The following is a 25,224-nucleotide window of genomic DNA, read 5'->3' as shown; positions in this document are numbered from 1 at the left end:
ACTGAATTTGGGTACAGACATCCTCAGGCGGGAACGGTAGTCTGCAAGTGGGTCCGCACAGTTTCACCTATCTTCTTAGCTAATCGGGGAGGAACTGCGTTCCCTACTTGACTATACTGGGGAACAGTATGTTGGCGTTGCTTTCCCCCTGTTGTGCGTGGTCCCTTAAACTCGAACCAGTCGGGGAACGACTGAAGCCGAGCTAACTCCCTAACTGTCGGAATCCGCGGTTGCTCGTAGTGAACGAAGTCATCCGGCAATGTCGTGACGGTTGGTGCGGGCTTGTCTGGATGCCAACGCTGCAGTGAATGTTTCTTCGTCTGGTATTCCTCGGGCAGATCATCACCTGACTCGCCCGGAGCCAGCTGTCTAAATCGCTCCCGGACTCGCTGTTGGTGGTTCGTCGCCTTGTGGTTCGGCGGCTTTTCGGATCCTCCTTCACGCATCGTGCTCTGGTATTCTGACTGTGGCGGACCTCGGTACTGTTGAGCTGTTTCACCGTATTCAAGGAATGCCAAATCCCCGATTGCATCGTTCAGTGAAATCCATGGTTTAGTCGCCTCAGCAGGCCGATCGCTTGCAGGGCTCTCCGGATCATAGTGGGTTGGAGAAGGCAAATCAACCATCTCCTCCTTTCCCGCAATAAAAAATACTCGCTCACGACGCTGAGGAACCCCGAAGTTAGCCGCGTTCAACACGGCTGGCTTATCAGAGATGTTGTATCCATCATCGCGGAGCGCGCTAATTATTCGTTCCTTGTATTCACCGCCTTCCATAGATAGAATCCCCGTGACGTTCTCCATCACTACAACGTCAGGGGACAGAGTTGAGACGATATTAATGTAGTTGGCGACGAGCGAGTTTTTCGGATTTCCAGGATCCATTTTGCCGGCGGTAGAAAATCCTTTACACGGTGGGCCACCAATCACAACGTCAACGTCTGCCGGTGTGAATTCAACCTGTTCAAGAAGCCCCGAGGGGCTAGTTTCCTGCAGGTCGGTTTTGACTGTGGGTATTTTTGGGAGGTTGTGTTGGTAAGTTTTGAGTGCGGGTTCGCTGCGGTCGACCGCGCCGAGAATGTTAAAATTCGCTTGACGAAATCCGTAAGAAAAACCTCCAGCACCTGCGAAGAGATCGACACAATTCATTACCTCTGATTCCGGTATACCAGGTCAAAATAGTTTCCCTTGAAATAATTCCAAGCGATTATATACGAACCTATCATAAAACAGCCTCTGTCCAGACCGGCGCTCGCTACGCGATGTCCGCTGGCAGGCGGTCTGAAAAAAACTCACGATATGATACAACACCCGACACATCCTGATGCTGATCCTGCTTCACACCCTCGAACACGATCAAGGTAAACCCTTCATCGGTGATTTCTTCGACCTTCCTCGTCGTTATATCACTCCGCGATGAGGATGTGAAGATATCATTTCCAGCGCCAGTTGCGATGAATTGGGCTTCTGTCGAATTCCTAAGTGAACTATCCGAGAACGACTGTCGAAACCGATCTCGCAGTGTTGTCAAGAACGAGATATAGATAGTCCCTGAATATTCCTCATCGACTGCCTCTACCTCATACACATGGCCGTTCCCAGCGGTGTCATGAGTTAGAATCGAATGCCCCGCTTTCTCAACCAAGTTCTCGATGTGATACCGGAGTGAACTACCGGCCCGCTTCCGTCGCGATTGCTGTGCTGACACACTAATCGCATCCATAGCTGGATACAGGAGGGGTAGAATCTTCGAAAATACTTGAGTGAACCCGTCTTCTGCCCGATAAATCTCCTCCATCTGGCTGAATAGTTCTTGTAGCTGGGGATATTCACTGAACTCTCCTTGGTGCGTCTCACTCTCTGCAAAGGCACTCAGCGATGCTTGTCCAGTGTCATACTTTTCCTCCAAAAAGATCCGTAACGCCTCGCGGTACACCTCCGTCTCTTGCTCAATGTAGATATCCCGCTCTAACTCCAACAGTTCTTGGAGAATATGATCTGCATTCCGGGTAATTGTCCCCGGATTTAGAGACGCATACCGACTTTCATACTGCTTGAGAGCATTCTCACTCAATTCCTCTGGGTCTGGTAACCGATCAGCCTTTACTTCCTTTAGGAACCCGTCACCTTGAAGCTCGTTTTTCACCGTGTCCGGATGAACCATTAGCTACATACAACGCACCCGGAACTCCTTCAATATTTTTTATATCCGCTGGAGTTTGTACCGGTATTCTCTTTTTACACCCTCTCTTTAGTCCACCTAATGGGCTCAGGATTGACGTGTATCGATCTCTTTAGCGGTGCAGGCGGATTCTCCCTCGGCTTCTCTTGGGCCGGCTTCGATATCCATGCTGCAACAGACTATCAAGAGACTGCGAAACAGACCTACACGGAGAACCTCGACGCTCCGTTCCTGCAAGCAGACATCGTTTCACTAGCCGACAATCCGGCTCCACTCATCGAAACCGCCAACTCTGACCTCGAGAATATCGATGTGGCTATCGGCGGTCCGCCGTGTAAGGGATTTAGCACAGCTGGGGCATACAATCCCTCGGATTATCGCTCAGATTTACTGTATTCATATCTGGATGTCATCGAGCAGCTCTCGCCAAAAGCAATTGTTATCGAGAACGTTCCATCAGTAACCGCGATTCCTGTCCAGTCGTCCGGGGAGATGACTTATGCCAAATCGGTACTGCGGGAAACGCGTAAGCTAGGATACAAAATACGAATGCTTGAGCTTGATGCAGCAGATTTTGGAGTCCCACAGCACCGGAAGCGAGTCTTTTTCATCGGATACAAATCTAATGTTCCAATCTCTGAACCAATCCCCACGCACTTGGGTGATGGTGGCCAGCAACGCCTTGGAGAGTCAATGGCGAATCGAAGCTACATCTCGGTAGGTGACGCGATTAGTGATCTTGCATTTCTCGGCCCAAATGAGGAAGCATACCGGTACCAGAGACCACCTGAGTCGGACTACCAGCAGTGGATGCGTGGCAACCATGACGACAACGAACTCTATAATCACGTAGCTCCTGACCACGGCCCGCGAGTCCGCGAGCGATTCCAAACTCTCGATGAGGGTGCGGGCAAGGATGGTCTTCCGCCCAGATTACAAACGGACAAGCGAGCACTACAAAAATACGACCGGACAAAACCAGCGAACACAGTCACAACACTCCCCGAAGATTTTATCCATTATGAGCAGCCGCGGATTCCTACCGTGCGTGAATTGGCACGCTTACAGTCTTTTCCCGATTGGTTCGAGTTCAAGGGACCTCGGACAACCGGTGGTCCACAGCGGATTGAATCCCTTCCTCAGTATTCTCAGGTCGGGAATGCTGTCCCCCCGATTTTGGCTGATGTAATTGGGCGCCACGTAAAATTGACATTTCAGGAAGGGGATCCCCGAGAGGTTGCAAATGCCCGCCTCCAATCCTACGAATCTGGACTGTAAGACGTCTATATCTCACTTCAACTTGGTGAGGTGATTTCAGGATGTGGAGGTTCAGTACTATCGGGATTCTGGGCGGCACTCTTCTGTAGAGAAGAGTTACTGTCACCGTTCGTCTGGCTTCTAGTTAAAATGCTATTGAAACGCCCCAGAGCCCAAACAACTGATTCATATAATCGAGCAATCCTGTGGACATTTACACTCCTCAAGATGTACTCCAGACATCGAACGATGAACTAGTGGAGCCGCTGGAACCTTTCGATCTCTGTAATTGCCAGGTTAAGAATCTCAACCAAATGGATCTTGTCGAAGATCTCATAGCTAGAATCCTCAGGTTGGGAAGGACTCTTCCAAATAAACGAAATCGAGAATGTACTCGCGAAGATCCGCTGAATCAGCCATCTTATCTTGGTTTGGTAGCGCCATCGTTTATAGTGTTTAAGTTTGGGACTGCTCGACTAGCGGTACTCCTGCCGCAGGGATTGCGTACACTCGTGATTGCGAATCCGCTCTGGAAGGCCGACCTTCCCACAGACGGGACACTCCCGCAGAGGTGTCGGTGGCAGGTCGCACCAGGCGTCCAGCGCGGCGTCGAGCTGTGCTTCCACGATTGGGGAGTCGGTCGTGCGGCGGGCTTCGCGGAGGTGAATGTGAAGCCGCTCGCGGGCTGTGATGGTACGTTCCTCGGACATCGTTGCTCAGGGCACGTTTTCGTGTGCCCTCCGCCCCTCGGGGGGCAGACAAACAGATCCCCTCACGACAGCGATCTTGCCCCTCATCGATCGCCTTCCCTCAAATTGGGAAAACGGTTGTGGCTGCCGGCCGACCGGAGGGAGGCCGGGAGCGGAGGGTGGGGCGGTGGGGCTTGGGCTGGTCCGGCATTCACTAAAACAGAGATGACCACATCTGATTCTCTCGTGGGGTCACCGAGAGATACGGCTACTCGGGAGTGTATTCCATCTCCCAGAGGTCCTCGAAGTAGTCGAGTGTGTACTTACCACGGCTCCCGCCCTTGTACGAGTTGAAGCGGTCGATATAGTACATCACCTCGAGGAAGCCTTCCTTGTCGTGGTGGACACCATCCTCTAATCGTGGGATGATCTCATCGAGGAAAAGGTCAACCTGCTCGCGTTTGACGATGAACTGATCACGGAGCGGGGTGAGGAGTTCCCGCGTCGTGCTGATCCCCTGGACGCCCCACACGTACTGATCAGCTCTATCGTCGTCGTATTCAAGCGTCGTCACAAAACAGTTGATATCGCGAGCGTCGCTGTACGCACAGAGGGCGTCCATCAGGCGATCCTGTGACGACTGGCTGATTTCTACCTGCGGTTGCGGTCGATGGTTGACTTTGTATCCGTCTTCGGGACGGACAGTCACGCCGATCCAGCCTTCTGCATCGAGCAGTCCAGTCAGCTGTTCGTGGGCAATTCGGACCATTGGTGCAAGTTCGAAACCGGTACTGTACCGCTCCCGATCTGCAATCGCGATGCGGATACAGCCCTCGCCGTCAAGGAAGCCGGCGAACCACGCATCGAGATCGTGGTACTCGGTTGAGTTGGTTGTCATCGCGCTGCGCCCCTCGCTGGCGCATATAGACACCACCGTCGCCATCTGGTTGTACGGGCTTCATCGACTCCGTCACGACTGAGCAAGGTCGTGGCTGCGCGCGCAGCGACCGTAGGGAGCGAGCACGGAGCGGTGGGTGGGGCGGTGGGGTTTGGGCCGGTCCGGCACTCAGCAAAAAAGAGGGGGCGTTGCCCCTATTCTTCCCACCAGCGGTCGTCGCGATCCGGGAAGACGATCATGCTGTCGTAGGTCAGCGCCAACGACCAGCGTCCCCGGTGCCAGTTGACCTTCGCAGCCCGGAACCGGACTCGCTCGCCTTCAGCGACGGCTGTGCAGTCACTCTTGCGCCACACGGTGAACTTCGTGGCGTCGGTGTCGTCCGCGATGAGTCCCACCTGCTGAACGTTGGGCGTTGAGGGAGCCCACAACTCAATCACCTCACCTTCGATGCTCACCTCGTCCGTCTTCACGTCCGGGACGTCCTCGATCGGGCAGATGGCGCCGGGGGCCGCCTTGAGTGCGTCCATCGTGTCGAACACTGCTTCGGTGATGTTCTGCCCCTTGGCCACCCGCTTTGCGAGTGCCCGCGAGACGGCCGCCCGACTGTGCCCGGTGCGAAGCCGCTGTGCCATCCGGTCTGCTTCCTGGTTCACCGTCGCCAGCTCCATCCGGGAGAGGCGCTCGCGCGGATCCGTCCGCTCGGGGGTGCGTTCCGCCCGCTTGCGCTGTCGTCGTTCGGTGACGACTTCGCGAGTTCGCTGCGCCCGGCCCTCTTGGGTGCCGAGTTCCGCCTGGGCGCTGATGTGGTCCAGTTCGGCCTCTCGGGCGCGAATCTTCTCTTCCTGCGCGAGGGGCAGGTGCGAGAAGTCCTGGACGATCCCGTCGGGGTGGTTGGAATCCACCTTCGCCTGCGTTTCCTGCTGGACCGTCGCCCGGAATTCCGGCTGATCGTCGACGACCTCGAAACCGTCCTCGTCGACGCCGGCGTCTTCGGTTCGTTCGAATGCCTGTTCATCCACCGTAACGACCTTGCGACTCGAGTTGTTACTAGACATTGGGTACTCACCGTACCTGTGAAGGCGCTCACGCGCCGCCACCGCGATGTTCCAGCATCGCGGTTTTCCGACGATGTCGACGACCGATAGCACCGACTGCGCGCTCTCGCTCGCGCCTTCGCGAGCGCCCTACCGGGCGCGAGCGAGAGCGCGCCCGAGTGCGGCGACCCCAACCAGCACCGCGCGCCGACCCGCCCAGAGCGAGCGGCCAGCGGAGTAAGCGTGGGGGGTGAGCAGCCACGCCGCGCAACCCCTCGCGCTTACCCGCTGGCGTCGAGGGCACATTCATTTTAGCCCGGCAGCCCGCCCGCTACCGCAGGCAGGCAGCCCGGAATGGTCGGTCGCGAGCGACGCGGAGGGCGGCAGCGGCGAGCGGGGCGGGCCGGTACGCACACACCTGTCCAGCCGGCCGCGACACTCGGCGACCCAGCTACCGTCCTGGCGGACTCAGAAAGGGCGAGGCCGCCTCGGTCGTCCCCCGACCCCGCAAGCACCGCAGGCACGAGGCGCGCAGCGGTGGTCGCGGGATGCCGAGCGGCCGAGGGCTTTCGGGTGTCGTCGCCGGCGCTGGGTGTTCGGCATCGTTACTCGGAGGCCGGTTGCTCTTCGAGACGGTGGAGCAATTGCGTGACGTAGGGACTATTCTCCCAGCTCCGATGCGGGCTAATCGTCGTGATCAGCGTTCGCGCCTCTTCGGGGCTCAGATGCCCGTTCCGAGCGTAGTCGACGATGAGCCGCGGCGTCGGGACGATCCGTGGCCCTTGCAGCACGGCGTGGATGAGTGGGAAGTTCGTCCCGCCGAACTCGTCGGTGAGAAACCCGTCGACCCCGAGCGCGTTCGCAAGAACGATCCCGTCGGTTTCGCCGTCGTCGAGGCCGAACGTCGGGCGCGAGTCTGGTGTCCCTTCGCGCTCGTAGGGGTCTTCAACCGTGTAGTAGCTGCGGGCCGCGAGGACGTTGTTCGAAGCCGCGGCGTGGATGTCTTGGTACTGCGTGATGTCACGGAGTTCGGCGACCACTTCTGGCGGCACGAACACGTCACACGAGGTGAGCAGATACTGGAACGGGTCCGGAGTGTTAGTGTCGACGGCCGCGTCAGCGCGGGGAACGGCGAGACTGACGAGCGCGCTGGTGTCGGCGACGACCGTTCGCAGTCGCCGGCCGCTCATTGCTCGTCGTCGCCTGCGGGCTCGACCGCTGTCGCGTCGCCATCGTAGACGTCGATGTCGTCGGGGGCAGCGAGATCGAGCGGCTCGTCCTCGAGATCCGCTTTGAGAAGCCGGAGTCGCTGGGCAGTCTCGGCGCCGACCAGCTGTTTGACCGTCTCGAACTCAAGCTGGTCGTCGTAGTACTTCGTCGCGACGAGTTCCTGGAACGTCTCGCTGTCGGCCGTATCTTCGATGTACTCACGAATCGCCTCGACAAGCAGATCCGTCCGATCCTTGTCGAAGAGCTCCGCGATCGCATCCAGCCGGTCGACGAGATACTCCGGCGACTGGAAATGGACCCGTCGCGGATCATCACTTGCGCTCATTCTATGTGCAAGTTCTGCACATAGAGTGATAACCGTTTCGGCGTTTGCACAGAGCTTGCACATCGGGCCCTGACGGGACCGTCCCGCCAGTCTCAGCCGTCGTCCTGTGCGTTCAGCTCCTCGAGGAACCAGCTGGCGGCCGTCCCAATCCGAACGCCGTCGACATTACGCATCTCAAGACCGTTCGTGGCGGTTCGGAACGGTTCGTTGTCGACGAGGATACGGTGGATGACTGTGCGGATGGGATCGGTCCCGTAGGTATCGATAACGGTCGCCATCGTCCTGTCGAAATGGGTATCCTCGTGCTCCGTTCGCGGGTTCTGCGCCCGGTGGACCACGAGGTCGATCACATCGTCGACCGATGCGTGGTCAGGATCCCCGGTTTGCTCACGAACGTCATAGCGGGGCTCTGTATCAGACATATCCAGTCACTCAGTGGCATTGCCGTCCGTATCAGTCGTCACTGGGTCGGCTCTTCGTTGCCGGCGGGCCTCTGTAAGGAGCTCCTCGAGCGTTGCGACCTGATCGATCTCCGCGAGCTCATCGGTGATCTCGTCGATGAGTGCGGCTCGCTCGACGGCAGTCTCGTCGCCGGCGGTCGTGTCGATCGATGCGACGCGAAGCGCCCGCGTTTCGTGCCAGCCGCAGTCCCAACAATCTCGGATCACCTCGATATGCTCGTCCTCTTCCGCTGCGAGGACGGCGTCGGACAGCGACGTCGAAAGCGGCCGGTCCGGTCCGACCTCGAGAGTGACGGGGGACCCGCACGCGGGGCAGTCCATAGGTATACTGAGGAGCCCTCACCTGTTGAAGATAGTGGACCTACCGCCGTGGTCGCCGTGCCACTCGTGTCGACGACTGCTCGGTGCGTCAGTCCGTGACGAGATGCTCCTCGAGGTCGCGCGTCCAGTATGTCGCGAGGCCACCCGGGCTACAGCGGGCGCACAGCTGTATCGGGCCTTCCAGATGCCCCAGTTCGACCCGGAACCGGGTCAGTGCTGCGAGCGTGTCCACGACCAGCCCACAGCCGTCACAGGCAACGTGATCGCGCTCGTCGGGATCCGGCTCCGTCTGAATCGCGCAGTCGACACAGATTGGGTGAGTGACCCGCTCGTCTTGCCCCCATGTGTGGGCCTCGCAAGTCTCGGTACCGGGCGGGGCGTCGCAAAACGCACAGCCGACGAGGGTCTGCTGCATCACTCGGCCTCCGCGTCGGCGTCGCGGCCGGCCGTCCAGCCACGATGGAAGACGGCCAGCTGCGTCGATGAGTCGAACGCGGTACCGCTCGGTTCGTGAACCAGAACTTGGTCCTCGGGAACCGGAGTGACGACGTCCGTGTCGATGAGGTCCTTGATCAGGTTCTGGGCAGTCGCGTCGTCGACGTCCGCCGTGTCGACGCCGGCGGCGTCACGGTCCTGGGCCAGCAGTTCTTTCTCGAACTGTTCGTAGTCGCGACTCGTGTCGTCGTGAGGATCGGGACCAGGCATGGTGATTCACGCAGCGCACGCTGTTGCGCGCTGCACGCCTCCTGGCGCCGACAAACAGTTCATGGCGTACAGATTCGGCACCTCCTCGGATCGCCCGTCCGCCAGGATACACTCACTCGAGGTACAGGGCGGTGGGTGGGGGCGAGGGAGTGGATCCAGCCCCAGAGTTAACCAACACTGTGTCGGTATCGGTTCGGAATGTTGGTTAAGTCTAGCCGCTACGGCGTTCGGAGCTCTCGGACTGGCTTCACGACGAAGGTATCTGGCTCGCTGGCTGCTTCTTCATCTGCCTGTTCAGCCGGTCGCGTGAGCTGGGTGATCAGTTCGTCGCGAACGGTTCGTCGAGGGATCGTGGTCTCGTGCCAGCCCAGCCGGTCGTCGAAGTGCCGTTTCTGGAACTGCTCGCCGACGTCGTCGCCGGCGACGTACTGCGTCCGCGTCGAGCGCCCAACCTGCCGGGAGATGAAGACGGCGCCCACGGCCTCGTGCGTGAGTTCAACGAGAGCACACTCCACGAGCGCAACGACGGACGCGTGATCTCGGTCGGTCGGAACCGTTACTTCGATGTCTTCCCACGGTGCTTGACCGTCGGGGGTAGTTCCTGCGTGATCCGCTGCTCCTCTCTTGCTGCGTTGTTCCGGAGCCATCGTCTATTGGGGGCACGTGACGCGCCCCGCCACCCCCTCGCGGGGGCAACAGACCCCACCGAAACGCACCCGGTCAACCTGTGCACGAAATCTGATAGATTACTGAATCCAAACTCTGGATGACGGCCCCTCGGCCTGAGAGAGCCGGCGGCCTTCGCACATTGCATATCGCCTCTTTCTTTGGACGATATCCGCGATATGCAAGATGATATGACGGCCTCAAATCGAAGAAGAACCTCGTCGGGCCGATTTGAGGAGGTAGAAAATACCTCGACGAGTTCGGGAGTGATACTGGAGTCCCAAAATTTGCTCGACGAGGGGGCAATGAAGGTGATTTCGGACGTATCTAAATTCCACCGGGCCGCTGCTTCACCTGTTCTGTGTCTCTCGAGGCTCCCCGGCTCGGTACTTCGAGTCGTGAAACACCCCGATCCCCTCGATTCCGGTTGTGTTAGCCGCTGAAAATTGCTCGACGGGGATTCTGAAAAGACTGGCTTTGGTCTGCAACAAGATCCTCGAAAATCTGAGGGGAAGTCTATTATTTAGAATTGCTCAGCGGGGCCGGCGGACTGCTCGTCAACTTGTTCGTACATCTCATCCGGGAACGGAAGACTGCCCCAGATCGAGTAGGGACATTGGTCCTGGCCGATACAGTACCGTTGCATATCGTCGTTATCGCAGTTCATCGGCAACGGCGTGTCCCCGCCGATAGTGTTCGAGAACTCGTAGCGGACTTGGTACTCAGTTTCCTGCTCGTCGTACCACGGCCACCTGGAGAAGACGTCCTTGAGGTCCGCGACAATTTCGTCGAGACTGCTGTCTTGGTACTGCGGGAGCCACATCACCATCCGCGCGAAGTTGTAGAGATCCTTCCGAACCGGCTTCTTCTCGTGTAGTCGCTCCTCCATATTCGCCATACAGGGGAGTTCGAAGAGATCCTCGATTTCCCGCACCTCGATCTGTTCGGCGCCGGTTCCGGCCCGCCCGATTCGATAGGTGTTGACGCGCCCGTCGCGGTCGATGGTGACCGCCGAATGTGACTCGTGGTCGGCCAACGTCTTGGCGAGACTGCTCGGACTCGAGATCCAATCCGTCACGGATGATTCCCAGTCGTCCTCGGCATCGTACGCCTCGACCGCTCGATAGAGCTCTTTCGCTGTAAGGAACTCCCCTTTCTGGGCGACATCGTCGGGGGCGTCACTCAGGGCCCGCCGGAGGACGCGGATCGTGCGCTCGCCACGGTCCCAGTTCCGCCAGATTCGTCCGTGATGCCCGGTTTCGAGAAAGCGGTCTATCCGTTCCGTGATAGCCGATTCGTTCGTGGTCAGCCACGATAGCTGGTCGTCGGAGAGTCCGTCTTCTTGCACCCGCAGGAGCTTCTTGAATGCCCGCTCAGCGTAGTCCCGATACTTGCTGTCGAAATCACCGACCGGGACGTATAGGTGGTTGTCTTTCACTCGCGTCAGTATTTCCCTGCCATCGTCACTCACCGTCGACCCTTCGCCCTCTCGAACTAGGCATTTGCGTGACGCTGCGGCCATCGGGATTTCCAGGTAAAGACCGTCACCGAACTCCGGCATCTCTGTGATGCCCGTACAGACCCGGCCGGGATGTGGCCCATCCTCGCCGGGCTCCTTGCTGTAGAGCACGTCGGCGATGTCCTGCTGGAGTTCCCCATCACCGTGAGCACGGATGAGGGAGGCGAGATTGTTGACGTACAGCTCTCGGATGTCGTAGAGTACCTGGATGTTCCGTGGTGACGCGTGCTCGAACTTCGGGTGCTCTTTCACACAGATCGCGCTCAGCGTTGCAAGCACGGCGAGCGTTCCCGGCTCGTCGACGAACGGCTCCTCGGCGGCGTCGGCGCGAACCTGCTCTTTGAACGCCGCCGTCCCGAACCGCTCGACGTCGTTCACGAGGTCCTCGGGCTGGTCCTCGCCGTCGACGACGTATCGATTGTAGCCACGCGTAAACAGGTGGTTGATACGTGTCTCCCCGTACTCCAACGGGAGTGCCGCAACTCGATACGCCATGTCCTTGTCGTCGGTGGGCGTACTCGGACTCATTCGTCGATCACCTCGGGCGTGGCAGACCGCACGTCGAACGCCGGGCTCCCGATGGGTTGGACGATGCTACAGACATCGGCGTGAAGTGAATAGGGCAGGCGGGCGACCCGCCGGCGGTCGGCTGTCACGACCGGGTCGATTGGGATCTCGTAGGTCTCCAAGAGAAGGTCGTTCAACACCTCGCGACTCTGCTCGTCGTACCGGTGCGCCGGGTCGGTATCCAGCAGGTAGACGTGGACGCCCTGCCCGCTGTACATGACCATCGTCTCCTCGGCGTCGAAATCGTCCTCAAAGATGTCGCGCACCTCGAACCCGTACTCGATGGCGCGGTCGACGTCTTTGAAGGCATACGGATATCCGGCTGGCTCGGCGTCGAGGATGCCGGCCGCGTCGAGGAGCGCTTCGTCGTCCCGGTCGTCGACGTCGTCCGAGACAGCATCCGCGGCTCGTTCTCGTGCGATCTCCTTGGCGTCGATATCGACGAGGAGGACCCACGGCCGCTCCCAGTGATCGAGTGCGTAGTAGACGGCATCGGGGCGTGGATCCGGTTGCTCCAAGACTTCTGGGTCAGCGAGTGCGAATTCGCTTCGGCCGAGTGGGTCGTTCCGTGCGGGATGGCGAACGAACTCAACGACGTCCTCGAAGCTACTGAACTCCGCCGTCGTCCGATCGCCTGATGGATCCGTTTGCCACGTATCCCGCCGGATGAAGTCCTTGTCCGGCACCTCATCGTTGCGCACCGGATGGGGCTCGCGGAAGGCGACGGCGTACTGCTTCGGGCCCGTCGCCGAGATAAAGTCCGGCAGGTCATCGACATAGCGAGGAAATTCCTCGGCGTAGTAGGCGTAGATCTCCTCACGCGTTGCCTGTCGCCACGTCATGACTCGAGTTCCTCTTTGAGATTTTTGAAGCCCCGAACGGTGGTCAGGCCGTCAGCATCGAGGTCGTCGACGGCGTCTCTGATGTTCGCGAACGACCGGGCCGACCGCCCACTGACACGCTCGTCGATCCTGTCGGCGTCGGCCAGCGCATCAAGCACGTCGATGGCCGTCTCCCGAGTGTTGAACGCCCAAACTGCGTCGCCGTCCACGGCGCTGAGCTTGTCGTAATCCTCGACCGGGGCGTGCCTGTTGTTACTCGCGAGCTCTGCTTCACCAGCCCAGACGAGATTGCCCACATCGTCGAACCCGGCCACATCCAGTACCGTTCCATCGTCGTATTCGTAGTACGGCTCCACGCGAACGACGTCGTCCTGCTGCTGGAGCCACAACTCGAGGAGCCGGACGCCAACCTTGTGCGGGGTTTTCTCGCCGAGGTCACCCTCGCCGGGGCCGGCGTTCAGTTCCCTGCCGAGGAGCTCTCGCCCGGCCGGAAGCACGGTGTAGTACTTGCGGCCAGCAGCAGATCCATCATCCAGTAGGTCCTGGTCTGTGAGCCGCTCCAGATGGAGGTCCTCGTAATCGTCTCGCAGCTGGCGCATGCTTTCCAAGAGCGCATACTCGTCGTCCTCTCTGTTCATCACGTCGAGGACACGACTCAGGAACCGGACGTCATCGTGACTGAGTCCGCGGTCTCGAAGCTCGTCATCGGGAACCGGCACACCGCTGTCCTGAACGGGCGTCGATCCGTTCGCGGGTTGCTCCGGCTGGCCGCCAGCTGGGTCCCCGTCGCTAGCAGCGGGTTCTCCGAACAACGAACTGACCTCCCCGTGGTCTCCATCGGATTCGTTGTCGGTCTCGGGTTGAGTCGTCGATGTCGACCCGTCCTCGCTCGTCGCTTGGCTGATGAACGCGGACTGGGTCGGATCGCTCCCCGTCTCTCCATCAGCCGACGAGACCGTCGGATCGGCTCCTGAACTTCCCCAGCCCGTCTCCTCCGGAGCAGGGCTCGATTCAGTCGTCGCTGTCAGCCCGTACTGGGCAGCTGTGCGCTCGACCATCCGTGGCCGGGACACGGACTCGAAATGGTCTTCCTGCGGCTCTGTGAGCGGCTGGTCGCTTTCTGGATGCCCCGGCGCAATCGGGAGCGGCTTCAGCGAGAACGGCGGTGGGCCAGTCTCCCCGAACGAGGGGCTCGGGAGCTGGGCGATCCACTCACCGCTCGGGAGCGTGTTGATTCGGTTGCGAAGTTCGGTCGGACTGAGGTCCTCGTGGGCGAGCGACTCCGCGAGATCGCGTTCAATCGAGATGTTGCCGATGAGCTTCGTCTTGATGTTGTTCAGCACCTCGTCGTAGGCGCGCTCGTTCCGGTTCCGCACCTGCTCGGGGAACTGCATCACGAGGCCCATACTCAGGCCGAACGACCGGCCCTGCGGCAGCAACTGTTCTGAGACGAGTTTCGTCGACGCGACCGGGGCCGCCTCCTCGATGATGAGGTTCGTGAGCTTCTCGTAATCGGTCTGGCCGTCCCGACGGCGCACCTGCACGGCGTCCCAGAGGTTGCTCAGCAGCAGAAGCGTAATCGCCCGCTGTGCCTCCGGCCGAAGGTCACCGAGGTCGAAGATGATGGTGGCGTCTTCATCGAGGAATTCGCGGAAGTCGAAGCGGTTGTCGACGTACTCGCCGGCGTCGTTCTGCTCGGGGACGTGGCTGAAGATCCGCCGAAGATGCGCGTCCTCTTTGAGCTTGTCGAGCCGGTTCCCGACGGCGTCCATCGACACCTGGAACTGGTGGTTGTCCTTCGCGAAGTGCCGCGTCAGCGACTCCTCGATGTTCTGGTTGTCCGCCGAGACCGGGGGAATCGTCTGCTCGCGTTGCATCCGGAGGGCAGCGGCGAAAAGGTCGTCCAGCCCGAACACGTCGCTGCCGTACTCCTCGTCAAACAGCGCCTTGATGAGGTAGCTGAGGATCTCGTTCGCGACGAACGCCTGCCCGTACTGCTCGCGCCCCATAATCATCCGGAGGATGTCGTGGAAGTGGTCGACCTTGTCCTGAATCGCGTCCTCGCGGTTCCGGCCTGCTTCGAGTGCTGGGCGGATGTCGAAGAACGAGAACGCGGGGATCGTCTCCGGGACGCGGAAGTGGTAGACGTCGTCGAGGCCACTGAACCGCTCGTAGTGGCAGCGGAGGTAATTCTCACACATTCCGTCCCCCTTCGGGTCGACGAGGACGACGGGGCCACCGGTCGACTCGCGCAGGGAGAGCGCGTCGTTGATGATGGCCTTCGACTTCCCGCCCCCAGTCGACGCGAACCGCCCGTAATGCGTCGGCAACAGGTCCGACGGGATTTGGATCGGATCGGGTCGCGGCTCCCCGTTATCGTCGAGGGCATACCCGATCTCCATTCCGTCCTGGAACTGCTGGATCAGGTCGGGATTCGGCCACGGGAGCGGATTGCGGCTCTGCTGTTCGGCGCGAGTCCCCCGTGTTCCCTCAACGGTCAACTGTTCGGAGGAAGGGACAAGGACGAAGTTCGCGAGTTCTGTCCCACAGAGAACTAGCTCAGGCCGGGTCTTCCCCCGGCCCGTAGCCAGCTCTCGGTTGAGTAGACGCTGGAGCGCGGCCCGTGCGTTCTTCTCCTTCGTTTTCTCACGAAAACCACTCTCTCGGAAACGCTGCCCCTCGACCTGGTAGAACGGCCCGTCGAGCGGATCAAACACCGGGAGGAGCGAATCCATGCGAGAATCGAGGTCGTCGCGAGTGCCATCAGTAGGGACGCCGACGGCGCGGATGTTCGCCGTGAACGACCGTTTGGCGTTTTTCGCGTCGATGTACTCGATCCGTTTCTCGACGGACTCACTGAGTTGTCGTTCGTCCTGGTCGCTCCGGTGGTCCTCGACCTCGAGGAACGACCCGACGACCTCCTGGAAGAACGTATCGCGGCCGTCGACGAGGTCCTCTTTCCGCACTTCCGCGTCGGACTGCCAGCTGGCACGCCGTTGGAAAACGACCTGGAACGCGGTCGGGGCTGTCGCCTCCATCAAGTGGTCGATGAGCGTCGCGAGCGCGGCACCGGGTTGGTCGACCGAGGAGAGATTCCCGTCTGACTCGTCCGCTGTGAACGGCGTCAACGACGTCATCCAGTCCTGCTTCCGAGACGCGGACCCACACCACTGGACACCGAGCGGGGAGATGGCGTCCTCGGCTGGCCGTGCCAGGATCGTACCTCTCGTCGTCATCGTCGGCTTCTCGATCGATGGCTGCTGCTCATCCTCAGGGAGTGTCTCGGGGGAGGCAAGTTCGAGAACGGAGTCGCCGACGACAACGTGATGCTCGGGAGCTGTGGTGGATACCGTGCCGCCGTCGACGACCGGGTCCGTATCGCCTGCGTCGGCGTCAGCCGGCTCTTCGTCGACGGGCTCGTACTGCTCCCCTGGACCAAACTCGTACTGAAGCCACCCGGCTTCGTAATGCTCAACGAACTCCTCCGGTGTCAACTCGACCGGCTGAATGAGCCGGGCGGCGACGTCGACGTCGACGCGTTCGATATCGAACGTGGTCGGGTAGATCGAGCGGAGCCGCTTTTCGACAGTATCGAGGTGAGCATCGGCGCCGTAGAAGAACTCCACCGGCTCATCCGGCCCATCACTGATCGCGAGAAACTCGAATCGGGGTGGTGTCTCGCTGTTGAGCGGGTTCAGCTTTGCCCCGAGGCCTGACGACCCCGGCGTGGTCAGTTTGTGGAGGCTGTCGAGGACGCGGGGGATGCTTTCGGCATCGAGTTGCTCGGAGGTCGGGGTGACGCGCAGGTAGTCAGCCATCGTCGCTCCCCTCCGTTGACCCGCCGTCTGGCTCGGCAGCGACGGCGTCGGATTCATCTTCGGTGGTGTTCGTTTCGTTCGTTCCGTTCGTTACTTGCTCTTCGAGCTCCGCTTGGAATTCCTCCATCTCGCTATCGACAGCGCTGTCGCCGGCGCCGGGGAGCGAGGAGCGGACCTGGGCAGTCGGGTCGAAGTCGATGACCTGCTTCTCCTTGGGCATCGCTTTGACCTGGATGCCGCGCCACTCGCCGTCGACGCCGACTAGTGCCTCGGAGAAGCCGGCGTCCTCGTTGCCGGGCACCGCATCCTGGACGAACCGCATCTGCGCGTAGTTCAGGCCGAACTCGTCGGCCCACTCCTCGTCCATCCCGTCGAGGCGGTGGAACTGCTTGACGGCACACTGATCGAGGATCGCCTCGGATTCGGCGTGCTCGAAGAACTCGTCGACGGTCTGTGTGACCAGCCGGATCGAGAGGTCGTGGTGGCGGTGGTGCCGGAAGACAGTCTCGAGGAACGCCAGACTGGCGGCGTCCTGCATGATGTAGCGCGCCTCGTCGATGTAGAACACCACCTCCTTGTCCGAAACTTTCGCTCGCTCGTACACCAGCGAGATGAGGAGTTGCATCGTCAGCGCCGTGCTGCTGTCGACGCTCCCTTCCTGCTGGGCGAGATCGAGGTAGATGACCTTCTCGTCCCGGATGTCGAAATCGGACTCCTGGCCGAGATTGCCGTGGCGACCGTCGTCCTCGAAGGGGCGGAGCTGATCGAGCAGCCACGTTGCGTCCTCCTTGATCTTCCCGGCTTCCTCGTCGGACCGCACGACGAACTCCTCGGGGTCGTCGACCATATCCTCGAAGACGTCCATCATGTCGCGGATGGTCGGGCTCGGGTTGCTGTGCGTGGAGATGTCGTCCGTAATGTCCTGGCGCTTGTACGCCTGCTTGAGCCCGAGTTCCAGCGTCGTCCGGCGGTCACCCAGCGAGATGCCGCGGAGGGCGAAGAAGTTGGTGAGGAAGCTCATCGCGTCGTCGAGCTTCTCGTTGAACGGGCTCGCGTCCTCGCCCATCGCCCGCTGGACGTGCTCGGGCGTCTCCCGAATCTCCAAGGGGTTCAGCCCGAGTGTCCCGCCGACAGTGATCCGCTTGGCATCGAGGGCTTCGGCGACGCCGGCCCAGTTGTTCAGCGGCTCGAGGATGATGCCGATACGGTCCTTACTCTGCTCGATGGAGCGGATGAAGTTCTGCTTCGAACTGAACGACTTCCCCGACCCCGTGTCGCCGACGGTGAACATCGCGTAGCCGTTATCCCGCGCGAACGGGTCGATGACCACAGGGCTCTGGTTGTCCTTGTGGATCCCGAACTCGACGCCGCCCTCCTCGAGGATCGTCGCGTTGTGCGGCGAGGAGAGCAACGCACCGACAGCGCCGCCGAGTGCGATTGACGTGCGGCCGAACTCGTTGTCGCCGATGGGCGCGGCGGACTGAAGGGCGAGGTCCTGCCGACAGATTGCGGTCTTCGGCGTGAGGTTCGCCGGATCGTCACGAAGCGCACTCTTGACCTTCTGGACGGCGTCGCGGAGGTCCTCCTTCTCGTCGGTCCGAACGGTGATGAACATCCCCTGGTCGAAGACGTTCGCGCCGTTTTCGACGGCCTTGTACGTCGCTGCGGCCTCGTTGGCGCGTTCCTGTAGGTAGGCACTCCGCACGCTCTGTTCGAGGTCAGCGTCCACCTGAAGATCGTCAGCGATATCCTGCAGTTCGTTCCGCGCCCGTTCCTGGTTCTTCGGCGTAATGTGGGCCGTCAGGTCGAACTGCACGTCGGTCATCTCGAAGAGCTCGGAGAGGTAGCCGTCGTTGGGGTAGTCCGGGTAGTCAGCGATGTACAGCGTCGTCGTCCACTGCTCGCCGACCCGTGCCGCGCGCGTCTCCCACTCAATCGCCGCCGGCGCGGTCACCGTTTTGTGTGACTCGGCGATGTCGTCGAGAAGTTGGCGTTCGGCCGCGCCCTGTTCGATGGTCTCCTCGTCGAGGAGGTCCGAGAACTCGACCTCTTCCTCGTCGTCTTCGGTGTACCAGTCCCAGAGGAATTTCCCGCCGATCCCGACCAGTACCGCGAGCAGGATGTAGAGAGCCGCACCTTCAGCTGAGGTTGGGTTCGTAAGCCACTCCGTGAGCTGGTCGACGGCTCCGCTGCCCGTCTGGAGGACGAGGTTACGCATCGTGGGCATCCTCCCGGCGCGAGTGGCCGATGATGGGTTGTTCGCGAACGACGCTCTCTGCGTCGTCGTACTCGTGTTCGCGGCCGTTCCAGAAGTCCATATTCAACACGAAGAGTTCGACCGTGCTGAGCCGGCGTGCGGACCAGCCCGACGCCTGCTGGATGAACTCCGACCGCACATCGTTGACCCGGCTATCCAGCTTCTCGAACATCTGTGCGCGGCGCTCGACGTCGGTGAGGTCCTCGCGGCGGGTCACGAACGGGTTGAACAGGAACCCGATGACGGGGAACTGCGTCAGCTTCTCGGCCGGTGTCCCCTCGTCTCGGAAGCGGTCATAGACCTCCAGCGGGGTGACTTGGACGCCGATGTAGTATCGCATCTGCTGGATACCCCGTTCGCGCATCTCCTTCGGCCGCGTCTCCCGATACTCCTCGAGGAGTTCCCGGAAGATCGGATTTTCTTTGACGTCCTCGTCGTTCAGGCGATCTTCGATGTTCTCGGTAATCTGTTCGACCGGGAACGAGCGGGTCGTCGCGTGAAGTTTGAGTTTCGAATCCAGTTCCTTGTTGGCGAACTCTTCGCCGGCGTCCTGGAGCTGTGCCCAGTTGTCGGACATCGCGAAGTCCATGTTGCCGGGGTCGATCTCGATGAACGCCTCCATCGTGCCGTCCGCGCGCTGGATCGCGCCAGCGCCCGGCCACGCCCGCTCGATATTCGTGAGGTCCTGCGTTCGCTCGTCGGGCTTGAACGGCGTGTAGTTCGCGAGCCCGCCCTCGTTGCGCTCTGTCTCATTGGTACTACTGTCGGCCTCCTCCGGGGCGCTGAACGTGATCTGGGGGCGCTTGACGTAGCGATAGAAGTCTTTTGTCCACGTCCACGCGTTGAGGTGGTCGGGCGAGACGTAGACGATCGCGACGCCTAACCCGAACCCACCTGCGACGAACGGCAGGGCGAGTGATTCGATGCCGGTGAGGCCGGCGATGAACAGGCCGACGATCGGGAAGGCGATCAGGACGCCCACGTCGCCTTCTTCGATGTTGAGGTAGGGGATACGACTCTCCTCACCGAACTGGTCCATGATGCGCCGTGCGGCTGCGTCTTCGTCGATGGACATGGATTGTTAGTAACCTCCAGGGTCGTTCTCGGTCCGCCGGTAGGACGGCGTCCCGCCGTCTTCGTCGCTGTTCGCGCCACGGGCTGCAGCTTTCTGCGCCACAGCGTGTCCCGCTGCGGCCTTCGGTCCCCATCGGGCCGCGGTCGTCGCGACGCCGGCGCCGCCGATGTAGGCTCCAGCGGCGACACCGCCGATGAGGGCCGCTCCTTTCGTCGCACCACCGAGAACCTTCGCCGTGAGTGGGGTCGCGTATTTGAACGTCTTCCACGTGACATAGAGCGCGACGAGAGGAAGTGAAGACGCGACGAGGTACTTGAGGAACGCTGTTCCCGGCGTCAACGTCCCTCCAGAGTAGAGTAGGTCGTATCCTTTGAGGACTATCGCCGCAGGCAGGGGTAGGATGGCCAATGGGACGAACCGTTTGCTGAACCCCATCGCGACATCAGAGAGGACAGGGATATTGCCGTACGCAACGGCGAACGCGATGGGCATCCCGTACAGGTAGACGTAGAGGAGAATCTGCCGGATGTAGAACAGCGCCTCCAGTGCCCACATCGAAATTCCTCCGATAAGAGCAAAGAGGAGACCAAGACCGGGGTTGGTAATCGACCCCGTTATGAACTGCAACATAGCAGAGCCCAGCGAGGACAGCTCCGGCATCAGGGCAATCGTGAACCCATCAACAAGGTAGAGCGCGAGCGCTCCAATCCAGTACCAGGTAATAATCAGAAAGGCTCCGACCCAGGCAGTCTTCTTGGTCTTCCGAGCCTCGTACGCACTCCCGATATTGAAGATGCGGATGGTGTGTCGTCCCTGAACGCTCATCACGAGTAGCAGCAGAGAAATCAACATGATCTCGCCACCGATGAGTCCTTCCTGAATTGCTGGCCAAGGGGCGTTACTTGGTTCTCCGAAAATGAACGTCCCGTCAGTCTGGGGAGTCGGAGTGCCAAACATCTCTTCGGTCAGCGTCTGATACCCCGACCGAAGCCCGTCCATGAACAGACCGATGAACCAATCGACGACGTCTTTGAAGCCCTCGAGAACGACGTCTATCAGGTCCACCATCGTTAGGCCTCCGTGATTGAAACCTCGCAGTCACTCATCTCCGTGGATCCGGAGTACTGTACATCGAAGGATTTCGATACCTGGTCGCCGCCAACCTGGGTTCGGACTGTGACGGTGAACTGGCCGCTGTTCCCGTCCGGGGAGCATCCCATTCCCTCCTCAGATTCAGAACCAAACGGGAACGAACTACTGAACAGGTCGGTAGTTTCTCCCGGCGAGATCACCACCTGCTCGGTTTCATACATCCCGCTACCTCGGGGATCTTCGACAGGGTTTGGAACATCACCGGAGAAAATCAACTCAACAATCGATTCTGGTCCGCTTCCGGTGTTTTCGACGGTGACGTACGCTTCCCCGTTCTTTAGCCGATCCGTCTCGGTGTCTCCGTAGACTTCGTCCCACGGCTTCTCAGGGTTATTCCGATAAAGACCGACCTCTTGAATTCCAATTTCCGGCTGTATCAGTGAGGAAGTCTCAGCTAGCGTTTCTTCACCGCTGAGGGCTACGACAGTATACTCTCCAGGCTCGTAGGAAGTCCCGATCTCGAAAGAGACCTGCTGTGACCCAGCAGCGGTTTCTCGCTGACCGAACAGTTCCCCATTCGGCTGGACGAGATTGATCTGGTCGACTTCCTCCTCTGAGGAGTATTCAACGACGAGTTCTGTCCTCTCTACAGTGACTTGCTGGATGACTCCTCCTTCATCAGACGGTGTTGAGTTCCCGCCACCCGGGGAATCGCCGTTGTTGAGGCATCCGGCCACGCTCACGAGAGCGGCGCCGGCAACTGTTCGGAGGGCGGTCCGTCTACTGAGGTGGGGATTGTCCTGAGTCATGGTTTCTGTCCGAAGATGTCTTCTGGGCCGAGCATCCGGAGGAGGCGCTTGCCAGCGTAGAACATCACGAAGAACGGCAGAAGCTGCCAGCCGACCTCGAACACCAGTGCAAACCAGCCGTCGATCGTCCCGAGTGGATGCCAGCGGGCCATCGCGGTATCACTCACGTACGCCGGGTCGTGCCCGAGCCACGAGCCAGGGTGGTACCGAGCCGTGTAGATGCCCGGTTCGTCGATGGTCACGATCGCCACCCCCGAGGCGTTGGTCTCGATGCGCTGATCCGCGACCGTGATGTACCCGTTTCGGGTGGTGCCGCCGATTGGATACTGACGGCTATCGTCAAGCGCAATCGGCGCACCAGTTTGATTGTCCCGCAGTTCGACCCTGAGCGTCGCTTGGGACTGATTCTGTTGGATGACCTCGCCAGTGAGATTACTGCGGCGGAGTTGTCGCTCGGAGCCGGCATCCGGCTCGACGATTGACGCATTCACGCCCCGGACGATGCCCGCAACGTGCAGCGCCTCTCGATCGACGTTCTCGGCTCGAACGGCGACGCCGTACGTCGTCGTGTACGACTGGTTGACGATGTCGATATTGATGTTCTCACCGATGGTGCCGACTGGTGACGGGCGGTCAGTCCCCCAGATCTCGATGAGTTCCGGCCCGTCTCGAACCGGCTCGGCACGCGGCCCGATCCGCGAGGGATAGGCGTGGACGTACACCGGAATCGCGTCTGACTCGATGGTGGCGCTATCCGTGCGATTCGACCGGACGAGCGTGTCCCAGTTGGTGTTCCGAGCGGTGTAGAACCGCCAGATGCCACGGACCCGTGCCTCACCGTCATCCGTAAGCGTGTACCCCTGCCATGGCCGCGACTGGAAGATGGCCACGCCGGCGTCGCCGTTCGGATACTCGGCATAGTAGGGGTACGCCGAGAGGTCGTAGATCTCGACGGCGATCGAATCGGAGACGTTCCGTGTTTCCGTCCGATAGGTGACATCGACGTCCGTCCGGTCACCCAGGTCGGTTCTGACGGTTTTCTTCAGCCGGACGCTAATCTCCGCTTCCAGCGTGAGATTCGCACTCCAGTCGTCCTCGATCTGGTAGTCGAGGGCAGGCGTATGGGCCCCGTCACGCTCGGCGATGGTCTCGCCGTCCTTCTTCAACCGGACTTCTTCGATCTCGTGCTCCGTGAGCGACCACGAGATAGTCGTGTTGCCGGAGGAACTCCCGTTGGGCACACGAACGCGGTAATCAACCAACCCGCGCATCGTCCCATTCGGTGCGATGTAGAGTGGGGTTTCACCGGACTCGAGGTGTCCACGAGTAGAGGGCTGGACCGCGAAGATCGTCGCGTGAGCGTCCTCGATGAAGACGCCGTCCTCGAGGTCTGCGCGCGGTGGATGTACGGACGTGTCTGGGCCGCCGGCGTCGAGGTCCTCGAAGTCGTTCCGCGTCCACGTCGCCGCTGTCGCGGGCGGCCGTTTGAACGTAATGTCCGTCCCGTTCGCGACTTGATGGACAGCGGAGCGGTCCTCGCCGTAGCGCTGGCGGTACTCCTCTTGCGTGATGTAGTTGTCCGCATCACGTGACCACAGCGTTGCCGACTCGTTCTCGGTGAGCCCGTTCCCCTCCGTACCTGGTCGTGGCGGGTCAGCGGCGACGATACCCGTGACTAGGCTCGTCGCGAGCAAGCCGGCCATGAGCACGGAGAGCTCTCGATGGTTCATAGGGCTTACACGGGGACTGTAGGGTGGTTACCAGGGGACGAGGTTAACGCACTGTGCCAGTGGGAGGCCCATCATCGACCCGGCGACAGTGTACAGCGGACCGAGCACGATGAGGACGACCGCGGACTTCATCGCCGACCGTTTGTGGCGCTTGAGGCCCTTCTTCTGCTCGGGATTGAGGGTGAACATCTCAATGAGAGAATCTGCCTGCCAGACGATGGCGAGGCCGACGATCCCCAGTGCGGTGGTCAGCTGGAAGAACCCCTCAATCATGCTCGGGAGGTTGTCTGCGCTACAGACGGCATTGTCCTGTGCGGCTACTGGCTCGACGGCGAACAGGCTCAGGAGGACGACGATGAGTGCTGCCTGTCGGGGGAGCCGACCAGTCAGGCGTGACTCGGTGCGCTGCTCATTTTCGGAGGGAGGCTTGTCCTGTGACATAGCGGTCAACCATCGGTAACGTCTCCAGCCGTCGGTTGATTTTGCTGCTCTTCGACAAGCGACTGGAGGTCGTCGAAGCGGTTGGTGTTCTCAGCGATCTCTTCGAGTGTGTAACCCTGTTCGCGGGCCCGATCGAGGAGGTCGCGGAGTTCATTGGGATCAACACCGCGGACGTCCATTTCCTCCCGGAGGGCGCGGCGATAGAGGGCAGAGGCGTTGATGTGGTCGTTCCACATTAGGTACAGATCATCAATCTCCTCGATGGTGACTGACCTCGTAATCATACATGCGGGTATGGGTATACACCGGCAGCGTCCCGGTGCGCATCGATACAGTGGGAATATCATTCATAAATACTTTCTGGGAACGATCTATTGAAGAATATTAGGGCGTATATAATCAAATATATTTATTGCGTTAAAGTATTAACCAACAAAATCGAACAATAGACCGGTTGTAGGTTAAGGAATATATCCTACTAGCTCTGTTGAGATCTCTTCAGAAACGTTTTCGACTGAAACAACCGGCCGATGATCATTGCGAATAGGGTAGAAGATTAACTCCTTAGCAATTGTTATACTCGGCCCGCCAGCATACCTATAGATCGTTTGAACGGGGTCTTCTTATCGTCTCGGATTCTACTACAATAATATCGGTCGATTTGGGGCTGTGAAAAAACATTTATGTATTAAGTCCTTTAGTCGCCGACTCGATGGGAAGCAATCGTCCGTCAATTCTTGTGGTGGACGATGAAGAATCGCTCGCCAAGCTCTATGCCACTGTACTGTCCAAAGACTATGATGTGGGGACAGCTCACGGTGGAAAAGAGGCACTTGAGAAGATTGATAGTGAGACAGAGGTTGTGCTCCTAGATCGCCGTATGCCCGGCACGAACGGCGACGAAGTACTAGCTGAGATACGAGAGCAAGATATTGATGTTCGTGTCGGTATGATTACCGCTGTTCATCCCGATTCCAGCATCGCAGAGATGGAGTTCGATGACTACCTGATCAAACCACTGGAAAGTACGGAGATCCAAGAGGCGGTAGAACAGCTGCTTGCGTTACCAAACTATGACGAACAGGCGCAAGAACTGTTCACTATTGAAAAAAAGAAGGCGGTGATCGAAGGAGGGGCGTCTAGACAGGAGCTAGCAGGAAACGAAGAGTATGAACATCTCGTTACGCGCCTCGAGGAGCTTGAAGATGAGGTTTCGGAGCGTATCGATATCCCAGAAGGCGACCGTAACTAGAAACAATTTCAAGTGTCAAAGAACGTATTCTCGAAATCTCTGACCTACGTACATT

At 59.8% G+C, this 25,224-nt stretch carries 23 protein-coding genes; 2 read left to right on the top strand and 21 right to left on the bottom strand.

All coding sequences use genetic code 11. The features are described 5' to 3' along the window. Positions 1-23: 23 nt before the first annotated feature. Together AMR74_RS17530 and AMR74_RS18660 are read right to left on the bottom strand one after the other, a co-directional pair. Complete coding sequence (locus AMR74_RS17530; RefSeq protein ID WP_077152346.1) at positions 24-1,148, bottom strand: DNA cytosine methyltransferase; 1,125 nt, start codon at positions 1,146-1,148, stop codon at positions 24-26. Between the two features lie 106 nt (positions 1,149-1,254). After that, positions 1,255-2,163 (bottom strand): hypothetical protein, encoded by a 909-nt coding sequence (locus AMR74_RS18660; RefSeq protein WP_139043013.1) that lies wholly within the window; start codon positions 2,161-2,163, stop codon positions 1,255-1,257. Between the two features lie 99 nt (positions 2,164-2,262). Between AMR74_RS18660 and AMR74_RS17525 the strand changes: the two genes are divergently transcribed. Then, a complete protein-coding gene (locus tag AMR74_RS17525; RefSeq protein ID WP_077152345.1) occupies positions 2,263-3,459 on the top strand; it encodes a DNA cytosine methyltransferase in 1,197 nt (398 codons plus the stop codon). Between the two features lie 936 nt (positions 3,460-4,395). Here the strand turns inward: AMR74_RS17525 and AMR74_RS14755 are convergent. From AMR74_RS14755 to AMR74_RS14665, 19 genes are all read right to left on the bottom strand, one after another. After that, positions 4,396-5,025, bottom strand: coding sequence for a hypothetical protein (locus AMR74_RS14755; RefSeq protein WP_053772821.1), 630 nt, complete (start codon positions 5,023-5,025; stop codon positions 4,396-4,398). Between the two features lie 194 nt (positions 5,026-5,219). Further along, the gene (locus AMR74_RS14750; RefSeq protein WP_053772820.1) at positions 5,220-6,080 is read right to left on the bottom strand and encodes a DNA-binding protein; all 861 of its coding nucleotides are present in this window, start codon (positions 6,078-6,080) and stop codon (positions 5,220-5,222) included. A 584-nt stretch (positions 6,081-6,664) separates the two neighbouring features. Further along, entirely contained in the window at positions 6,665-7,249 is a 585-nt protein-coding gene (locus AMR74_RS14745) for a hypothetical protein (RefSeq protein WP_053772819.1), read from the bottom strand. Beyond that, positions 7,246-7,614 (bottom strand): hypothetical protein, encoded by a 369-nt coding sequence (locus tag AMR74_RS14740; protein WP_053772818.1) that lies wholly within the window; start codon positions 7,612-7,614, stop codon positions 7,246-7,248. The genes AMR74_RS14745 and AMR74_RS14740 overlap by 4 nt, the downstream gene beginning before the upstream one ends. 92 nt (positions 7,615-7,706) lie before the next feature. Next, on the bottom strand, positions 7,707-8,036 hold the full coding sequence (locus tag AMR74_RS14735; protein WP_053772817.1) for a hypothetical protein: 330 nt from the start codon (positions 8,034-8,036) through the stop codon (positions 7,707-7,709). 6 nt (positions 8,037-8,042) lie between these two features. Beyond that, positions 8,043-8,396 carry a hypothetical protein gene (locus AMR74_RS14730; protein ID WP_053772816.1) on the bottom strand — a complete coding sequence of 118 codons (354 nt, stop codon included), beginning with the start codon at positions 8,394-8,396 and terminating at the stop codon, positions 8,043-8,045. A gap of 88 nt (positions 8,397-8,484) precedes the next feature. After that, positions 8,485-8,811, bottom strand: coding sequence for a DUF7558 family protein (locus AMR74_RS14725; protein ID WP_053772815.1), 327 nt, complete (start codon positions 8,809-8,811; stop codon positions 8,485-8,487). Next, complete coding sequence (locus AMR74_RS14720; RefSeq protein ID WP_053772814.1) at positions 8,811-9,101, bottom strand: hypothetical protein; 291 nt, start codon at positions 9,099-9,101, stop codon at positions 8,811-8,813. The genes AMR74_RS14725 and AMR74_RS14720 overlap by 1 nt, the downstream gene beginning before the upstream one ends. Positions 9,102-9,319: 218 nt before the next feature. Beyond that, positions 9,320-9,748: a hypothetical protein gene (locus tag AMR74_RS14715; RefSeq protein ID WP_053772813.1), complete on the bottom strand. Its 429-nt coding sequence runs from the start codon at positions 9,746-9,748 to the stop codon at positions 9,320-9,322. 542 nt (positions 9,749-10,290) lie between these two features. Further along, entirely contained in the window at positions 10,291-11,814 is a 1,524-nt protein-coding gene (locus AMR74_RS14710) for a primase-associated protein (protein WP_053772812.1), read from the bottom strand. Then, positions 11,811-12,695: a DNA primase gene (locus AMR74_RS14705; RefSeq protein WP_053772811.1), complete on the bottom strand. Its 885-nt coding sequence runs from the start codon at positions 12,693-12,695 to the stop codon at positions 11,811-11,813. The genes AMR74_RS14710 and AMR74_RS14705 overlap by 4 nt, the downstream gene beginning before the upstream one ends. Beyond that, positions 12,692-16,513 (bottom strand): ATP-binding protein, encoded by a 3,822-nt coding sequence (locus tag AMR74_RS14700; protein ID WP_053772810.1) that lies wholly within the window; start codon positions 16,511-16,513, stop codon positions 12,692-12,694. Before AMR74_RS14700 ends, AMR74_RS14705 begins: the two co-directional genes overlap by 4 nt. After that, entirely contained in the window at positions 16,506-18,740 is a 2,235-nt protein-coding gene (locus tag AMR74_RS14695; RefSeq protein ID WP_205625962.1) for a VirB4 family type IV secretion system protein, read from the bottom strand. Before AMR74_RS14695 ends, AMR74_RS14700 begins: the two co-directional genes overlap by 8 nt. Continuing rightward, positions 18,724-19,845, bottom strand: a complete 1,122-nt coding sequence (locus tag AMR74_RS14690) for a hypothetical protein (RefSeq protein WP_053772808.1) — start codon at positions 19,843-19,845, stop codon at positions 18,724-18,726. The genes AMR74_RS14695 and AMR74_RS14690 overlap by 17 nt, the downstream gene beginning before the upstream one ends. A gap of 6 nt (positions 19,846-19,851) precedes the next feature. After that, positions 19,852-20,913: a hypothetical protein gene (locus AMR74_RS14685; protein ID WP_053772807.1), complete on the bottom strand. Its 1,062-nt coding sequence runs from the start codon at positions 20,911-20,913 to the stop codon at positions 19,852-19,854. 2 nt (positions 20,914-20,915) lie between these two features. Beyond that, positions 20,916-21,746, bottom strand: a complete 831-nt coding sequence (locus AMR74_RS14680) for a hypothetical protein (protein WP_077152344.1) — start codon at positions 21,744-21,746, stop codon at positions 20,916-20,918. Further along, the gene (locus tag AMR74_RS14675) at positions 21,743-23,476 is read right to left on the bottom strand and encodes a hypothetical protein (protein ID WP_205625961.1); all 1,734 of its coding nucleotides are present in this window, start codon (positions 23,474-23,476) and stop codon (positions 21,743-21,745) included. Before AMR74_RS14675 ends, AMR74_RS14680 begins: the two co-directional genes overlap by 4 nt. Before the next feature lie 27 nt (positions 23,477-23,503). After that, the gene (locus tag AMR74_RS14670; protein WP_053772805.1) at positions 23,504-23,917 is read right to left on the bottom strand and encodes a hypothetical protein; all 414 of its coding nucleotides are present in this window, start codon (positions 23,915-23,917) and stop codon (positions 23,504-23,506) included. A 5-nt stretch (positions 23,918-23,922) separates the two neighbouring features. Then, positions 23,923-24,201, bottom strand: a complete 279-nt coding sequence (locus tag AMR74_RS14665; RefSeq protein WP_053772804.1) for a hypothetical protein — start codon at positions 24,199-24,201, stop codon at positions 23,923-23,925. A 428-nt stretch (positions 24,202-24,629) separates the two neighbouring features. Here AMR74_RS14665 and AMR74_RS14660 point away from each other — a divergent pair, with 428 nt between their 5' ends. After that, complete coding sequence (locus tag AMR74_RS14660) at positions 24,630-25,169, top strand: response regulator (protein WP_053772803.1); 540 nt, start codon at positions 24,630-24,632, stop codon at positions 25,167-25,169. Positions 25,170-25,224 lie beyond the last annotated feature (55 nt).

Origin of the sequence: Halorubrum tropicale, from assembly GCF_001280455.1 — an archaeon.
GTDB lineage: Archaea > Halobacteriota > Halobacteria > Halobacteriales > Haloferacaceae > Halorubrum > Halorubrum tropicale.
Note: the sequence above shows the minus strand (reverse complement) of the source record. Positions and strands in the feature narration are given on the sequence as shown.

What these genes read in the sequence shown, in the direction of transcription:
- AMR74_RS17530 (WP_077152346.1), bottom strand. Translation starts at nt 1,148, where the DNA reads ATGAATTGTGTCGATCTCTTCGCAGGTGCTGGAGGTTTTTCTTACGGA.
- AMR74_RS18660 (WP_139043013.1), bottom strand. Translation starts at nt 2,163, where the DNA reads ATGGTTCATCCGGACACGGTGAAAAACGAGCTTCAAGGTGACGGGTTC.
- AMR74_RS17525 (WP_077152345.1), top strand. Translation starts at nt 2,263, where the DNA reads ATGGGCTCAGGATTGACGTGTATCGATCTCTTTAGCGGTGCAGGCGGA.
- AMR74_RS14755 (WP_053772821.1), bottom strand. Translation starts at nt 5,025, where the DNA reads ATGACAACCAACTCAACCGAGTACCACGATCTCGATGCGTGGTTCGCC.
- AMR74_RS14750 (WP_053772820.1), bottom strand. Translation starts at nt 6,080, where the DNA reads ATGTCTAGTAACAACTCGAGTCGCAAGGTCGTTACGGTGGATGAACAG.
- AMR74_RS14745 (WP_053772819.1), bottom strand. Translation starts at nt 7,249, where the DNA reads ATGAGCGGCCGGCGACTGCGAACGGTCGTCGCCGACACCAGCGCGCTC.
- AMR74_RS14740 (WP_053772818.1), bottom strand. Translation starts at nt 7,614, where the DNA reads ATGAGCGCAAGTGATGATCCGCGACGGGTCCATTTCCAGTCGCCGGAG.
- AMR74_RS14735 (WP_053772817.1), bottom strand. Translation starts at nt 8,036, where the DNA reads ATGTCTGATACAGAGCCCCGCTATGACGTTCGTGAGCAAACCGGGGAT.
- AMR74_RS14730 (WP_053772816.1), bottom strand. Translation starts at nt 8,396, where the DNA reads ATGGACTGCCCCGCGTGCGGGTCCCCCGTCACTCTCGAGGTCGGACCG.
- AMR74_RS14725 (WP_053772815.1), bottom strand. Translation starts at nt 8,811, where the DNA reads ATGCAGCAGACCCTCGTCGGCTGTGCGTTTTGCGACGCCCCGCCCGGT.
- AMR74_RS14720 (WP_053772814.1), bottom strand. Translation starts at nt 9,101, where the DNA reads ATGCCTGGTCCCGATCCTCACGACGACACGAGTCGCGACTACGAACAG.
- AMR74_RS14715 (WP_053772813.1), bottom strand. Translation starts at nt 9,748, where the DNA reads ATGGCTCCGGAACAACGCAGCAAGAGAGGAGCAGCGGATCACGCAGGA.
- AMR74_RS14710 (WP_053772812.1), bottom strand. Translation starts at nt 11,814, where the DNA reads ATGAGTCCGAGTACGCCCACCGACGACAAGGACATGGCGTATCGAGTT.
- AMR74_RS14705 (WP_053772811.1), bottom strand. Translation starts at nt 12,695, where the DNA reads ATGACGTGGCGACAGGCAACGCGTGAGGAGATCTACGCCTACTACGCC.
- AMR74_RS14700 (WP_053772810.1), bottom strand. Translation starts at nt 16,513, where the DNA reads ATGGCTGACTACCTGCGCGTCACCCCGACCTCCGAGCAACTCGATGCC.
- AMR74_RS14695 (WP_205625962.1), bottom strand. Translation starts at nt 18,740, where the DNA reads ATGCCCACGATGCGTAACCTCGTCCTCCAGACGGGCAGCGGAGCCGTC.
- AMR74_RS14690 (WP_053772808.1), bottom strand. Translation starts at nt 19,845, where the DNA reads ATGTCCATCGACGAAGACGCAGCCGCACGGCGCATCATGGACCAGTTC.
- AMR74_RS14685 (WP_053772807.1), bottom strand. Translation starts at nt 20,913, where the DNA reads ATGGTGGACCTGATAGACGTCGTTCTCGAGGGCTTCAAAGACGTCGTC.
- AMR74_RS14680 (WP_077152344.1), bottom strand. Translation starts at nt 21,746, where the DNA reads ATGACTCAGGACAATCCCCACCTCAGTAGACGGACCGCCCTCCGAACA.
- AMR74_RS14675 (WP_205625961.1), bottom strand. Translation starts at nt 23,476, where the DNA reads ATGAACCATCGAGAGCTCTCCGTGCTCATGGCCGGCTTGCTCGCGACG.
- AMR74_RS14670 (WP_053772805.1), bottom strand. Translation starts at nt 23,917, where the DNA reads ATGTCACAGGACAAGCCTCCCTCCGAAAATGAGCAGCGCACCGAGTCA.
- AMR74_RS14665 (WP_053772804.1), bottom strand. Translation starts at nt 24,201, where the DNA reads ATGATTACGAGGTCAGTCACCATCGAGGAGATTGATGATCTGTACCTA.
- AMR74_RS14660 (WP_053772803.1), top strand. Translation starts at nt 24,630, where the DNA reads ATGGGAAGCAATCGTCCGTCAATTCTTGTGGTGGACGATGAAGAATCG.